Here is a 13670-nt window from a genome sequence, read left to right on the forward strand (position 1 = left end):
CATCAAGCCTTTTACGCCTCTTGCCCGACGGCATCGCCCGTGCGGCCATTCGCCCCGGAGGAGGGCCTGCCCCAAGCGGCCGCTTGATAGCTTGAGGACTGCGGCATAGCCCATGATGAATGGGAGAGTTCGACTATATCATCGTGGGTGGAGGAAGCGCAGGCTGCGTGCTCGCCAATCGCCTCAGCGCCAATCCCGCAAACCGCGTCCTGCTGCTGGAGGCGGGCGGCAAGGACAACTACATCTGGATCCGGGTCCCCGTGGGCTACCTGTACTGCATCGGCAATCCGCGTACCGACTGGTGCCTTTCCACCGAAGCCGAGGAGGGTCTGGGCGGCCGGGCGCTCAAGTATCCGCGCGGACGCGTGCTGGGCGGCTGCTCCTCGATCAACGGCATGATCTACATGCGCGGCCAGGCGGCCGACTACGACGGATGGCGGCAAGCGGGAAACAGCGGCTGGGGCTGGGACGACGTGCTGCCCTACTTCACCCGCGCGGAGGACCACTACGAAGGAGCCAGCGCCTACCATGGCGAGGGCGGCGAAATCCGCGTCGAAAAGCAGCGCCTTCGCTGGGACATCCTGGAGGCGTTCCGTGACGCCTGCGAGCAGCAGGGCATTCGCCATAGCCATGACTTCAACACCGGCGACAACGAGGGGGCGGGCTTCTTTCAGGTCACGCAGCGCCGCGGCTGGCGCTGGAGCGCCGCCGATGCCTTCCTCAAGCCGGTGCGCACCCGGCGCAACCTGAAGGTGGAAACCGGCGCGCTGGTTGATCGCGTCCTTGTCGAGAACGGTCGCGCGATCGGCATCGCCTACACTCTGGCAGGCGAAAGCCGACAGGCTCGCGCACGGGGGGAAGTCGTGCTGGCGGCAGGTGCCATCGGCTCGCCCGCGATCCTCGAACGCAGTGGCATCGGGGATGGTGCGCACCTTGCGCAACTCGGCGTGGTGCCCGTTGTTCATCGTCCGCAGGTCGGGGCGAACCTGCAGGACCATCTGCAACTGCGCTGCGCATACCGCGTGTCAGGCGTGGCGACACTCAATGCCCGGGCGGGCAACCTGCTGGGCAAGGCAATGATCGGGCTGGAATACGCTCTGCGCCGCACAGGGCCGATGGCGATGGCGCCGAGCCAGCTCGGCGTCTTTACGCGCAGCCACGCGCGTTACGCGACGCCGAACCTTGAATATCACGTGCAGCCGCTCAGCCTCGCGGCGTTCGGTGGCGCTCTGGACCCCTATCCCGCCTTCACCGCCAGTGTGTGCAACCTGCGACCGGAAAGCCGGGGCGCCACGCACATCACCGCAGCCGATCCGGCTGAACCGCCGTCCATCCGCCCCAACTATCTCTCGACCGAGGAAGACCGCCGCGTCGCTGCAGAGGCGATCCGCATCACCCGGCGAATCGTGGCGCAGCCTGCCCTCGCCCGCTTCCACCCGGAGGAGGTGCGCCCCGGCGCCGGCCTTGAGAGTGAAGGCGACCTGCAACGCGCGGCCGGGGAGATCGGCACCACCATCTTCCACCCGGTGGGCACGGCGGCCATGGGTTCCGTCGTCGACGCAAGGCTGCGCGTCACGGGCATCGACGGGCTTCGCGTGATTGATGCATCGGTGATGCCCTCCATCACGTCCGGCAACACCAATGCGCCAACCATGATGATCGCGGAGAAAGGCGCCGAGATGATGTTGGCCGATCGGCGCTGACGTTCAGGCCAGATACTCTCGCGTTCGCCGGAGGATCTCGCCGACATAGTCGCGCACGTCCCGCCCGCTGCGCGCGGCGCCGATGAGAGGAACGTCAAGGCCCAGCACCTGCCCCCGCGGAAGCGCTTCCACAAATTCGCGCAGGGGAAGCTCGCCCTGCCCCGGTATCATCCGTCCGGACGTGCTTTCGGCCATGTAGTCGCCGGTTCCCCGTCGCGGCACATCGCAAAGCTGGACATGGCCAATCAGGGCCGGGTCAAGCTCGGCCACCTGCTGCACCGTCCCGCCGGAGCGAAAGAAGTGCATGGCGTCGATCAGCACCGTGGTTGCGCTTCCCGGCCCGCCTTGCGCGCCGATCCGCGCGATAACCTGCAGGGCATCCGGCAAAGACCGCATCGTGAGCACCGGGGAAAACGCGATGCACAGTTCCATGCCCCGTGCCGCCGCCATTTCGGCCAGCGCGCCGAACTGATCGAACGCGCGCTCCCGCTCCGCGCCCATATCGGAAGCGCTGACGCGGACCGCCCCGAGTTCCGCGAACATGTCCATGTCAGCAGCTCTTTGCGAAGCATCGATCTGCTGCGAGATGTCGCACCCGGTTCCCACGGCGATGACCACGCCCCCGTCGCGGAGCGCCGCCTTCGTCTCGCGCACAAGCACCGCATCCTCGCGCAGGGACCATGGCGGATACCGGTGCGGGTTCTCCCCCCCAGCGTTCTGGGCAAGCCCGAGCGTGACGGCACGGCACCCCAGGTCCGCCGCCAGCCCGACGTGCGCCACAGGGTCAAGCCCCAGCACGGTCTGCTGATCAAGCCCGAACGGATGCGGCATGGGCCCGTTTCCTTTCATCGAAGGGGCAAACGAAGCGCGACGCCGCCAGCTGAACCCTCGCCCGAGTCACCGCAGGACGCCCGCGCGCCGTTGTCGCCAGGCGAACCACAGGAGAGCGATCGCAACGATCCAGATCAGCGCCGACATGGCGCTTGCAGCGAACGTGCCCCCCGGCATCGGGGAGGCAACCTGCCACGCCTGCGTCAGCCCCAGCCCTGTCAGCGACGCCGCGAAGGCCACAGGGGCAAAGTGGGACCGCAGCAGCAATAACAGCGCGCCAGCCGCACCGCCGCCCACCCCCAGCGCCCAGGCCGCCATGCTCCATGTCGGCGCGCTATCCAGCCAGTCGATGACCTCCGGCTTCATCTGGGCGAGGTAAACCGGAGTGCGCGATGCCGTGAGAGTGAAGTCGATGCAGCCAAGGGCATTCCAGGCAAGCGCAGCAGCCGCAATCGCCCAATAGGCCCAACCCGGCTTTCCTGCCCTTTCGCTGTTCCTCACGCCGCGTCCCCTTTGCAGCGAGCCTACTCCTCTGCGCAAACCGATGCAATTCGCTGCACAAGCGACTAAGTAAGCAGCATGGCCGACCTTTTCGCCGATGACCTTCCCCCTGCCGCCGCACCAGAGGTGCTGCGGGACGACGCGCCCCTTGCGGACCGTCTCCGCCCCCGCAACCTGTCCGAGGTTGTTGGCCAGGAACACCTCACCGGGCCGGAAGGCGCGATCGGCCGCATGGTCGCTGCGGGACGGCTTTCCTCCATGATCCTTTGGGGGCCACCCGGCACAGGCAAGACCAGCATCGCGCGGCTGCTGGCGGACGCCGTGGGCATGCGTTTCGCGGCGGTCTCTGCGGTATTCTCAGGCGTGGCCGACCTGAAGAAGGCCTTCGCCGAAGCCGATGTTGCCGGGAAGGCTGGACAACGCACGCTGCTTTTCGTGGACGAGATACACCGCTTCAACCGCGCCCAGCAGGATGGCTTCCTTCCTTTCGTTGAGCGGGGCACCGTGACGCTTGTGGGCGCCACGACCGAAAACCCCAGTTTCGCTCTCAACGCGGCACTGCTGAGCCGGGCCCAGGTGCTGATCCTCCACCGCCTTGGGCCGGAGGCGCTGAACGCGCTGCTCGACAAGGCCGAGGCTCTGGAAGGCCGCTTGCCTGTCACACAGGACGCGCGCGACGCGCTTGTGGCCTCCGCCGATGGGGACGGGCGCTTCCTGCTCAACCAAGTGGAGACGCTGTATGCCGCCGGTATTTCCGAACCGCTCGACCCTGGTGGGCTGGGGCATTTCCTGCAGCGCCGGGTAGCGGTCTACGACAAGGACCGCGACGGGCACTACAATCTCATCAGCGCACTGCACAAATCGGTACGTGGGTCGGATCCGCAGGCCGCCCTGTACTATCTTGCGCGGATGCTGACGGCCGGAGAAGAGCCACTTTACGTCCTGCGCCGCCTGGTACGCATGGCGAACGAGGACATCGGCCTTGCCGACCCGCAGGCGCTCGTCCAGTGCCTGGCCGCCAAGGACACCTACGAGTTCCTCGGATCGCCCGAAGGCGAACTGGCGATCGCGCAGGCCTGCCTCTATCTGGCGACGGCGCCCAAGTCGAACGCCGCCTATTCCGCGTTCAAGGCCGCCTGGAAGAGCGCGAGGGAAACAGGGTCGCTCAATCCTCCCGCCAATATCCTGAATGCCCCCACCAAGCTGATGAAGGAGATCGGCTACGGCAAGGACTACGCCTACGACCATGATGCCCCCGATGGCTTTTCAGGTGACAACTACTGGCCTGAGGGCATGCCACCGCAGACGTACTATGAGCCGGTGGAACGGGGCTTCGAACGCGAAGTCAGGAAGCGGATAGAATGGTGGGACAAGAAGCGGGCCGAGCGGCGCGGCGAGTGATGCGGGCGCCACCTGCAGCCCCATTCCCGGCTTCATGACGGAGCCGCGTTTCCGGCATTTCCTTGCCGTCGACTGGTCGGGCGCCGTCGGGGAACGGCAGAAAGGCATCGCCGTAGCCCTGTGCGCAAGCGGAGACGAGGCTCCCTGCCTGTTGCGCCCGCCATCGCACGATGTCTGGTCCCGGCAGGATGTCCTCGATTTCCTCCTTCACCGCCTGCCTGCCGAGACCCTGGTGGGCCTCGACCTGGGGCTCTCCCTGCCGTTCCGGGATGGCGGCGCCTTCTTTCCCGGCTGGTCTGACAGCCCTGCCGACGCGCCCGCGCTCTGGGCGCTGGTTGACGCAATCTGCGCCGATGACCCTCATCTCTCCGCAAGCAGCTTCGTCGATCACGAGGCGGCGAGCGCTTACTTCCGGCGGCATGGCGGGCGAGAAGGCGCGCTGTTTCACCTTCCAGGCGCCGTTCACCGGCGCGGACGCATGCGCGTGACGGAAGAAGCCCAGGCACGAGCGGGCTGCCGCCCCTATTCGAACTTCAACCTCGTGGGCGCCGCGCAAGTAGGCAAGTCCAGTCTCACGGGGATGCGGCTGCTCCACCGTCTGCGCGGGCGGCTCCCCGTCTGGCCGGTCGATCCCGTTCCGGACACCGGGTCGGTGGTGACGGAAATCTACACCTCGCTCGCAGCCCTTGAGGCCGGACGAAGCGTGGGCCGTGCGAAGATGACCGACTACTGCGAGGTCAATGCGGCCCTCCAACGGCTCGGATCGAAACGTGCGGACGGAATGGGCCGCATCGATGATCACAGCGCCGACGCGATCGTGACCGCGGCCTGGCTGCGCGTGGCAGCGCACCGACCGCACCTGTGGCGCCCGGCCGAGCTCGATCGCGAGCTTGCTATCACGGAAGGGTGGACTTTCGGCGCGGCCTGATCGGGGAGCGGCGACGTCCCGGATACAGGCCACGTTCGATTTGGCTTTACCGCCGCCCCTTCGTCGCGTTAAGGGCCGCAGACGTACTGTAAAGCACCGCCGGCTTAGCTCAGTTGGTAGAGCACCTGATTTGTAATCAGGGGGCCACGGGTTCGAATCCTGTAGCCGGCACCATTTTCGTCCTCCCCCGCGCCTACCTGCGCCTGACCATAGCTCAAGCGGGCTGCCGGGGTGGCGCCTCGTCTACCCAGTCGGTGCGGAGCCTTGGTCCCGCCAATGTCATCAGCAGGGCTGCCACGAGGTAGAGGACCAGAGCGAAGAGCATGGAGTAGCGCAGCGATTGCGTGCCCCAGACGGGCTGCAACGCCGTGGAAAGCGCCCCCAGCGCGTAAATGCCCCCGCCAAGGCCGATCAGGTTGTTGATCAGCAGAAAAAGCGCCGAAGCGGTGGCACGGGCGGGCGGATCCACCAGATGCTGCACGGCGCTGGTCACCGGGCCAAGCCAGAAATAGGCCAGGGCCTGCGGCAGCAGGAACAGCACGAAAGCGACGGGCACGCTCGAGGTCCAGATGCCACCCGCGTAGAACGGGACCGCGCAGACGAAACCGATCGCCGGTACGCGGCCGTACCAGGCGCGGTCGCCCTTCCCGAAGCGATCCGCAAGAGCGCCGCCGCCGAGAACACCCACCGTACCGCCCAGAAGAAGGATGGCGCCGAAGAACCAGGACGTCTCGACAAGAGTCAGCCCGAAGCTGCGCTGCAGCAGGCTGGGCAGCCAGAAGGCCACGCCGTATCCCAGCATGGAACTGGACGCAGCGCCGAAGCTGAACAGCCAGAATGAAGGTTTGCGCGCGAGCGTCGCCGCGACATCGGCGAAGCGCACCGTAGGTCCGGACTGAGGCCGGGGCCGATCCTTGACCACCATCTTGAACAAGGGCGCGATCACCACTCCGCAGAGTCCGACGACAAGGAAGGCCATCCGCCAGTCGACAGCCTGGGCGACATACCCACCGGCCATCACCCCGGCTGCGGAGCCAAGGGGGATGCCAAGGGCGTAGATGGAAAGCGCGAACGCCCGTCGATGGCTGGGGAAGTGATCGCCGATCACGGCATAGCTTGGCGCCACGCCGCCGGCCTCTCCCACCCCGACGCCCAGCCGCGCGAGGAAGATGTGCCAGAAGCCCTGCGCCATGGCGCAGGCAGCCGTGAAAAGGCTCCACACCACCAGCGACCCGGTGATGACCCAGGACCGGCTAGTCCGGTCCGCGATCCAGGCGAGCGGCACCCCCAGCGTAGAATAGAGGATCGCGAAGGCAAGACCGCCCAGCATGCCCATTTGCGCATCCGTCAGACCGAGATCAGCCTGGATTGGAGCCGCGAGGATGGACAGTATCTGCCGGTCCACGAAGTTGAACACGTAGACCAGCAGCAGCATGCCCAGCACGAGCTTCGGTGAGGCCCCCTGTGCTGTCTGCGTATCTGAGGCGCGTTCGGATTGCTGCATCATGTCTGCCTTCTTGTCGCTTCCGCGCGGCGGGGCGGCCGCAGTGAGCGGAACTCCTGCGGGATGGCCCGCGCCCGCCGCGTCCTCCCGGTGCGCAGGACCCCGCGCCTGGGTCAAGCCATGTGCTGCTGGAGAAAGGCGTCGATGGCAGCGAAGGCGACCGGCTCGTCAAGGATGGGCGCATGCCCGACCCGTGGCACCTCGACAGCGAAAAAGGGGCCGGAGTGGCGCCGCGCCATCTCCTCCACTGTCGCAGCTGCCAGCAGGTCCGAGAGAGCCCCCCGGACGACCAGCGCGGGCACCGTATCCAGCAGATCCCACAGAGGCCACAGGTCGGGCGGCACCGTCTGCGGATCGTCTCCGGCGATGCTCTGGGATATGGCCGGATCGTAGGCGAAGACGATGCCCCCGGCGTCATCGTCCTTCGCGATGCGGCGGGCGAAGGCAAGCCACTGCTCGTCTTCGTAATCGGGGAAAGCTGCTTCGTTGATGGCCTGGGTGCGGGCGGCGGCTTCGGCCCAGTCGGCCATCGCCCCGCCAGGACCCACATAGGACTGGATGCGGGCAAGCCCGGCAGGGTCCAGCACCGGGCCGATGTCATTGAAGACGATTGCACGCGCCAGTCCGGGACGAAGCGCGTTCATGACCATCGCCATGAGCCCGCCCATGGACGTTCCCACCAGCCCCGCCTGCCTGATCTCCAGCCCGTCGAGAAGCGCCAGCATGTCCTGCGCGTAGACATCCGGGCGATAGCGGTCGGGATCAGGATCCCACTGCGACAGCCCGCGCCCCCGCTGGTCCGGCACGATCATCCGGTAACGACCGGCCAGACCCGCCACCAAGGGCTCGAAGTCCGCACTGTTGCGGGTGAGGCCATGCATCAGCAGCAGCACCGGCGCGCCCTCCGCCGCCGCATAGTCACGTGCGGCAAGTTCAAGGCGCCCGCAGGCGCTGCGGTAGCGGTGGACATGGTACTCCATCCTGTGCATCTCCCCTGTGACGTCAGAAGGCCAGGGTTGCCGTGGCGAAGATCTGACGCGGGTTGCCGTAGTAGGCGGTCAGGATACCTTCGGTGCCGAGCGTCGGTACGAATTGACCATTCGGCCGCGTCGCCAGTTCGCCGGTGCGCGGGTCGGCGGCCAGGAAGGTGTAGCCCGACGTCTTGTAGCGCTTGTCGAACAGGTTCTTGCCATGCACGCCCAGGCTCCAGCGGCCTTCCGGCGCGGTGTAGACCAGGCTGGCGTCGAACAGACCGAAACCCTTCTGGTCCAGGTAGGGATTGGGGATCTCGAACTGATAGGTCTTGCTGCGGTAGGCATATGTCGCGCTCAGATCGAGGTCGCCCTCTCCGATGGGCGTGGAGTAGGCGAGCGTACCGCTGACGGTCCACTTGGGCGTGTTCTGAACCTTGCGGTACTCGGCCACGTCGGTGGGCTGGGTGATCGACGGAACGGCCGGGTCGATCGGAATGTTCGCGATGTATTCGCGGTACTCGGCATCGATGTAGCCGAGCGCGCCCGAAAGGCTCAGCCTGTCGCCACCGGTCATCAGGTCCTGCGCCAGCCGGGCATTCGCTTCGAGTTCCACGCCCTTGAAGCGCGCCTTGCCGGCATTGGTGATGATGCCGCAGAACGTCGGAATCCCGCCTACCGTGCAGCCTGCGGAGCCGGGGATCTGGACGTCCTTGTAGTCCATGTAGAATCCGGCGGCGGCGAGATAAAGGGCGCCGTCGAACAGGTTGCCCTTGTAGCCGATCTCGTAGCTGTCGACCGTCTCCGGTTCGAAGCTGAGGTAGTCGGCGATTTCGGCGCTGGTCGGCGCACCGGGTGTCGCCGACGGAGCGTTGACACCCACGCCGCGCGGGTCGAACCCACCGCCCTTGAAGCCCTGGCTGAAGCTTGCGTAGATGTTGTGATCGGGCGTCGGCTTGAAGCTGATCGAGGCGCGCGGCGTGAACTTCTTGAAGGTGGCCTTGCCTGAGAAGTTCGTGCTTGGAGCCCCGAGCGCAAGGCCCGCGCCGCCGAAGACCGGAGAACCGCCGCCGAGGTAGTTCTGCCGCAGGATCTCGGCCTTGCGCTCATCCCACGTGTACCGGCCGCCGACCGACAGGCTGAGCCGCTCGCTGAAGTCGACCGTGAAATCACCGAAAACTGCAAAAGTCTCGGTATCGACATCGGCCTGCGTAAAGGCGGTCAGACCATTGAGGGCGGTGAAGAGCCGCGTGTCGAACTGGGTGTCGGCGTTGGCATTGAGGTAGTAGGCGCCGATCAGGCCCTGAACCATGCCGCCGTCGTCGTAGAGCAGTTGGAATTCCTGGCTGATCTGCTCGTTGCGGTAATAGGCCGGAACATCGACGTCGACGGCGGGAAGCGCGTCGAAGTCGATGGGTGAAGCGCTGTCGTCCTTGCGCCAGGAGCTGATGGACCGGAACGTCAGCTGATCGGTGAGGTCGGCGCTGGCGTTTATGGCAAAGCCGTAGGCCTCGACTTCCTGCCTCGGATCGTTGAGGCCGCCGCGCGTGTCATAGACGTCACTCAGCACCGGGGCGCCCGAGACATAGCCTGGTATCAGGCGATGGCCACCGCGCGCGTTCGACTTGTCCTTGGTATAGTCGCCGGAGATGCGGATCAGCACAGGTTCGCCATAGCCGCCGATATCGACGCTGGCCCGCCCTGCCCAGATATCCTTGTTGTAGTTGTCCTCGCCCGTGGTCAGGTTCTTGCCGAAGCCGCCCCGCGACAGGCGCGCGACCGAACCGCCCACGCGGATCAGTTCGCTGACCGGCGCCGACGCGGTCGCGACGAGGTCGGCCTGGTCGTAGCTGCCGTAGGTGCCGCGAATCCGGAATGCGAAGTCCTGGGGCAGTTGCCTGGTCACGTACTTGACCGCGCCGCCGATGGTATTGCGTCCGTAGAGCGTGCCCTGCGGCCCGCGCAGCACCTCAATCCGCTCGACGTCGTAGATGTCCAGAACAGCGGCCTGCGGGCGGTTGAGGTACACGTCATCAAGGTAGATGCCGACACCCTGCTCAAACCCGGAGACCGGATCCTGCTGCCCCACGCCGCGGATGAATGCCGAGAGAGTGGAGTTCGTACCTCGGGAGGGTTCCAGCGTCACGTTCGGGGACACGTTGGCGATGTCCGTGATGTCGAGCGCGCCCGACTTCTCGAGCTGGTCGCCGCTGAAGGTCGAAACCGAGATCGGGACATCGACAAGACGCTCCTCCCGTCGCCGCGCGGTGACGATAATGTCGCCAGCCTGGGCCGCCGTTTCAGCCGCGGGTGCGGCGTCCTGGGCCATCGTGGGCGCTGCGCCAAAGCCACCGGACAGCGCCAGCACACTCGAAGAAATCGCGAAAAAGCGCGCCTTTGGCATCACAATCACTCCCATTGCTTTTCGTTCTTGGCGCACAGCTATATTGACACCTGAACCAACTTTCAACTTTGAAAATTTGCCTTCGCTTGATCCCCGGTCTAGCTGTGGCCGGGTGACCACAGAGCCGTCCTCCCGAATCCCTCCTGATGCAGCTGCGGCAAACAAGTCGCCGAGGACGGAGCGCGGTCGGCGGACATTGCGCAAGCTGCTGGACGCGGCGGCCGTCGAATTCGGGGAGCGCGGGTTTCACGAGGCGTCCATCACCGGCATCACCCGGCGCGCGGGCACTGCGCTGGGCAGCTTCTACACCTACTTCAATTCAAAGGACGAGATCTTCCGGGCGCTCGTCGATGATCTGTCAGGCAAGGTGCGCGAAGCGGCGCGAAGCGCCCGCAGCCGGGATCTTCCCGCACTGGAAACGGAGCGGGCGTCGCTCGTAGGCTTCCTGCGGTTTGCGGCGGAGCACAAGGAAATCTACCGCATCATCGACGAGTGCGAATTCGTCGATCCCGCAAGCTTCCGCCAGCATTACCAGTCCACCGCGACGCGAATCCACGAGCGCCTTGCAGACGGCATTGTAAAGGGCGATCTTCGCGAGGATCTGGGAGAAGCGCACGCATGGGCCATCATGGGCATGAACGTGTTCCTCGGTCTGCGTTACGCGGTCTGGGATGACGAGCCGCCGGAACACATCGCTGAACTGGCCAATTCAATCCTGCGCGAGGGGATAGTCAAACGTCCCTAAGCGAAAAATCGGGCACGATCCTCCGGCCCGACGCTTTACGTGATACTAACGAGTGGCTGCCAGGAATAACGGTGCCATTGTCTGGGTTGTAGAAGTTGAACGCGCGCCTTTTCCTCGCCTCCGGGTTCATCGCAGCGGGTACCATCGCCGCCGTGCTCTTTGCCTCCGCGTCCTCGGGCTCATCCGAACAGGCTCCGCCTTTCGCGCCGTCCGCGCCCCGTCAGCAGGCCGCCCCCGCGCCCCAGTTCGCCCCTGCACCCGCGCCCACCGAAGAAGAGCCCTTCGTCATAAGGCGTGTCCTGCCCATCAAGGGTCCGATCCGGTACGGAGAGTGGCACTGGAACGATGCGGACGCGCCGGACGGTCCGATCGTGCTCACCGTGGATCTGGACGCGCGGGTGATCTCGGTCTTTCGCGGCGGGTATGAAATTGGTGCGGCTGCCGTCCTCCTCGGAACCGATGAGAAGCCGACACCGCTGGGCGTCTTTCCCATCACTGAGAAGGACCGCGACCACGTGTCGAACATCTATACCGGTGCGCCCATGCCCTTCATGCAACGCCTGACCAACGACGGGATCAGCCTGCACGGCTCCGACGTGGCGCTCGGTTATGCCAGCCATGGCTGCGTGGGTATGCCCAACGCCTTCGCCGCCAAGGTGTTCGACACGACGAAGCTGGGCGACAAGGTTTACATCACACGCGGCAAGCGGATTACCGTGGGCGACAATCTCCTCGGCGGATAAGCTGCCTCAGCCCTGCCTTCTCGGAGCCCGGGCCGGAGCACGAGAGAAGCTCCACCCGCCGGCGTTCGGCCGAGCCACCAGGTTGCCGATGGACGCGGGCCGCCCGCTCGACAGACCGTCCACCAGCCGGGCGATGGCTCCGCCCCGCGCTTCGGCACTATCCAGTTCGGCAACGATCCGGGCGACCACGCGAATCACGACGGCACGCGGCGCCTGAGGGCGGTACCTCAGGCCCATGGGCTCCGGCTTCACGCACGAGCGCCACTCCAGCGCCGCCATCCACTCGAGCGCGGCGTCCGCTTCGGCGATATGCGCAGCGCTCCGCGCGAGGGCATCCACGTCCAGCCACTCCGACTGCGCCAGCGCCTTGCGGATGCGCACGCGATCGAAGCGATCGTTGGCGTTGCTGGGATCGTCCGCCGCGACAAGGCCTGCTGCCGTGACAACTTCGGCCAGTTCCGCCCGACGCCAGTCCAACACCGGACGAAGAAGAAGCAGGCGAGCCCCCGGTACGGTGCCCCGCGCCCGCGCACCCGCCAGTCCTGCCACGCCGCTCGCCCGGTTAAGGCGCATGAGCAGGGTTTCGGCCTGATCGTCCGCGTGGTGCGCGGTCGCCAGTGCGCACAGGCCGCGCCGCGAAGCCCAGTCCGCCATTGCGGCGTAGCGCACGGCGCGCGCTTCGGCCTGGACGTTCCCGGGCGCCACTTCGACCCGCAGTGTTTCGTGAGCGATGCCTCGTTCACCGCAGACCGCCGCCACCTCAGCCGCTTCCGCCGCGCTCTCCGGCCGCAGCGCATGGTCCACCGTCGCCACTTCCACGCGGCCCGGCACGACCGCGTGCGCAAGCAGCAGGAGCGCCAGACTGTCAGGGCCGCCGGAGACCGCCAGGCCCAGCTTCGCCCCTTCCTCCGCTCCCTCGGGCCAGACTGACGAAAGGCTGAGCCGGAAGCGGTCTGCCGCGGCGCCTAGCCCGTCAGTTGCAGGTGAGTCCATTGCGCGTGGTGTTGTAGGTCGATGCCAGGCGCCCAGCGGCTTCGGCGGGATAAGTCTCGCTGAATTCGGCAAGGGCGATGCAGGCGCGCTTCGTATCCTTGAGCTGCTTCATCGACACGGCGAGGTAGAGCAGGCTATCGGGAGCGCGGTCCCCGCGCTTGTCGGCCTGGAAGTTCTGCAGGAACCATTTCGCCGCCTCTCCCGCGTTGCCATCGTCCAGATAGGCGCGACCCAGCAGGTTGCGGCCGAAGCTGGCACGTGCGTGCTTGGGGTACTTCTCCAGGAACAGCTTCAGCTGCTGCTGCGCTTCCGGGTAGAACTTCGCTTCCCATAGCCGAAAGCCGTAGCTGTACTCATCATCGCCCGCGTCGGCGGTCTGCGGCTTCACGATCGCCTTCACGGCCTCGATCCGCGAGTTCGACGGCGCGGCGGGGCGCGGCGTTGCCACCGGAGCCAGCGGCTGCGGCGTGGTCGCCACCGGCAGCGTCGTCGGAGCGCCGACGGGTGCGGGTGCCGGGGCACCGATTACCTCCGCAGGGGCAGGATTAGCCGCCACCAGCTTCGCTTCAAGCTGGCTGATGCGGTTGGTGTTCTGCTCCACCTGCGCGGTAAGGCGGGCCATCTGGGCTTCCACCGCTTCCATGCGCGTCAGCACGTCGGTAAGCGGCGTAGTGGACGGCGAACCGACCGAAGGCGTCGGAGTGGGAGCGGTGCTGATCTGCGGCTCGAAATACTTCCCGTCGGCACCGGGGAATACCTTGCGCTGCAGGGCGCGCACTTCCGCTTCGACCTTGTTGAGCCGAGCGCTGGTGTTGGCATCCTGGGCAAGCGCGGGGCCCGCACCGACAGTTGCCAGGACCACCATCGCCGTGCAGGCAAGCCATCGGGCCTCACGTCCAGCACGCCAGCCTACTGCAGCAAGAGAACGTATCATCGCCAAATCAAC

12 protein-coding genes and 1 tRNA gene are annotated in these 13670 nt (G+C 66.2%); 6 read left to right on the top strand and 7 right to left on the bottom strand.

Features of this window, described 5'->3' with window-relative positions; translation table 11 throughout:
* Positions 1–119: 119 nt before the first annotated feature.
* Positions 120–1703 (top strand): GMC family oxidoreductase, encoded by a 1584-nt coding sequence (locus C2R25_RS00830; protein WP_103727412.1) that lies wholly within the window; start codon positions 120–122, stop codon positions 1701–1703.
* 3 nt (positions 1704–1706) lie between these two features.
* Here C2R25_RS00830 and C2R25_RS00835 read toward each other — a convergent pair whose 3' ends face one another.
* Both C2R25_RS00835 and C2R25_RS00840 read right to left on the bottom strand, forming a co-directional pair.
* Positions 1707–2534, bottom strand: a complete 828-nt coding sequence (locus C2R25_RS00835) for a sugar phosphate isomerase/epimerase (protein ID WP_103727413.1) — start codon at positions 2532–2534, stop codon at positions 1707–1709.
* A gap of 66 nt (positions 2535–2600) precedes the next feature.
* Positions 2601–3035: a hypothetical protein gene (locus C2R25_RS00840; protein ID WP_103727414.1), complete on the bottom strand. Its 435-nt coding sequence runs from the start codon at positions 3033–3035 to the stop codon at positions 2601–2603.
* A 78-nt stretch (positions 3036–3113) separates the two neighbouring features.
* Between C2R25_RS00840 and C2R25_RS00845 the strand changes: the two genes are divergently transcribed.
* From C2R25_RS00845 to C2R25_RS00855, 3 genes are all read left to right on the top strand, one after another.
* Entirely contained in the window at positions 3114–4436 is a 1323-nt protein-coding gene (locus C2R25_RS00845) for a replication-associated recombination protein A (protein ID WP_103727415.1), read from the top strand.
* A 34-nt stretch (positions 4437–4470) separates the two neighbouring features.
* The gene (locus C2R25_RS00850) at positions 4471–5364 is read left to right on the top strand and encodes a hypothetical protein (RefSeq protein ID WP_103727416.1); all 894 of its coding nucleotides are present in this window, start codon (positions 4471–4473) and stop codon (positions 5362–5364) included.
* A gap of 98 nt (positions 5365–5462) precedes the next feature.
* Positions 5463–5538: transfer RNA gene (locus tag C2R25_RS00855), tRNA-Thr, on the top strand.
* Between the two features lie 40 nt (positions 5539–5578).
* On the opposite strand, the gene C2R25_RS00860 is transcribed toward C2R25_RS00855, so the two are convergent.
* The 3 genes from C2R25_RS00860 to C2R25_RS00870 form a co-directional block, all read right to left on the bottom strand.
* A complete protein-coding gene (locus tag C2R25_RS00860; protein ID WP_103727470.1) occupies positions 5579–6868 on the bottom strand; it encodes an MFS transporter in 1290 nt (429 codons plus the stop codon).
* A gap of 113 nt (positions 6869–6981) precedes the next feature.
* Complete coding sequence (locus C2R25_RS00865; RefSeq protein ID WP_103727417.1) at positions 6982–7848, bottom strand: alpha/beta fold hydrolase; 867 nt, start codon at positions 7846–7848, stop codon at positions 6982–6984.
* 22 nt (positions 7849–7870) lie between these two features.
* A complete protein-coding gene (locus C2R25_RS00870; RefSeq protein ID WP_103727471.1) occupies positions 7871–10243 on the bottom strand; it encodes a TonB-dependent receptor in 2373 nt (790 codons plus the stop codon).
* 136 nt (positions 10244–10379) lie between these two features.
* Between C2R25_RS00870 and C2R25_RS00875 the strand changes: the two genes are divergently transcribed.
* Together C2R25_RS00875 and C2R25_RS00880 are read left to right on the top strand one after the other, a co-directional pair.
* Positions 10380–10988 (top strand): TetR/AcrR family transcriptional regulator, encoded by a 609-nt coding sequence (locus tag C2R25_RS00875; protein WP_199183729.1) that lies wholly within the window; start codon positions 10380–10382, stop codon positions 10986–10988.
* Between the two features lie 95 nt (positions 10989–11083).
* Entirely contained in the window at positions 11084–11731 is a 648-nt protein-coding gene (locus C2R25_RS00880) for a L,D-transpeptidase family protein (protein WP_103727419.1), read from the top strand.
* A gap of 6 nt (positions 11732–11737) precedes the next feature.
* Here the strand turns inward: C2R25_RS00880 and tilS are convergent, their stop codons facing one another.
* Complete coding sequence (tilS, locus tag C2R25_RS00885; RefSeq protein WP_103727420.1) at positions 11738–12724, bottom strand: tRNA lysidine(34) synthetase TilS; 987 nt, start codon at positions 12722–12724, stop codon at positions 11738–11740.
* Positions 12705–13658, bottom strand: coding sequence for a hypothetical protein (locus C2R25_RS00890; protein ID WP_103727421.1), 954 nt, complete (start codon positions 13656–13658; stop codon positions 12705–12707). The genes tilS and C2R25_RS00890 overlap by 20 nt, the downstream gene beginning before the upstream one ends.
* Between the last annotated feature and the right edge of the window lie 12 nt (positions 13659–13670).

It is taken from the genome of Novosphingobium sp. HII-3, from assembly GCF_002916655.1.
In the GTDB taxonomy this organism is placed as follows: domain Bacteria; phylum Pseudomonadota; class Alphaproteobacteria; order Sphingomonadales; family Sphingomonadaceae; genus Novosphingobium; species Novosphingobium panipatense.

Coding starts and splice junctions, on each gene's coding strand:
- C2R25_RS00830 (WP_103727412.1), top strand. CDS start 120: ATGGGAGAGTTCGACTATATCATCGTGGGTGGAGGAAGCGCAGGCTGC.
- C2R25_RS00835 (WP_103727413.1), bottom strand. CDS start 2,534: ATGCCGCATCCGTTCGGGCTTGATCAGCAGACCGTGCTGGGGCTTGAC.
- C2R25_RS00845 (WP_103727415.1), top strand. CDS start 3,114: ATGGCCGACCTTTTCGCCGATGACCTTCCCCCTGCCGCCGCACCAGAG.
- C2R25_RS00850 (WP_103727416.1), top strand. CDS start 4,471: ATGACGGAGCCGCGTTTCCGGCATTTCCTTGCCGTCGACTGGTCGGGC.
- C2R25_RS00860 (WP_103727470.1), bottom strand. CDS start 6,868: ATGCAGCAATCCGAACGCGCCTCAGATACGCAGACAGCACAGGGGGCC.
- C2R25_RS00865 (WP_103727417.1), bottom strand. CDS start 7,848: ATGGAGTACCATGTCCACCGCTACCGCAGCGCCTGCGGGCGCCTTGAA.
- C2R25_RS00870 (WP_103727471.1), bottom strand. CDS start 10,243: ATGCCAAAGGCGCGCTTTTTCGCGATTTCTTCGAGTGTGCTGGCGCTG.
- tilS (WP_103727420.1), bottom strand. CDS start 12,724: ATGGACTCACCTGCAACTGACGGGCTAGGCGCCGCGGCAGACCGCTTC.
- C2R25_RS00890 (WP_103727421.1), bottom strand. CDS start 13,658: ATGATACGTTCTCTTGCTGCAGTAGGCTGGCGTGCTGGACGTGAGGCC.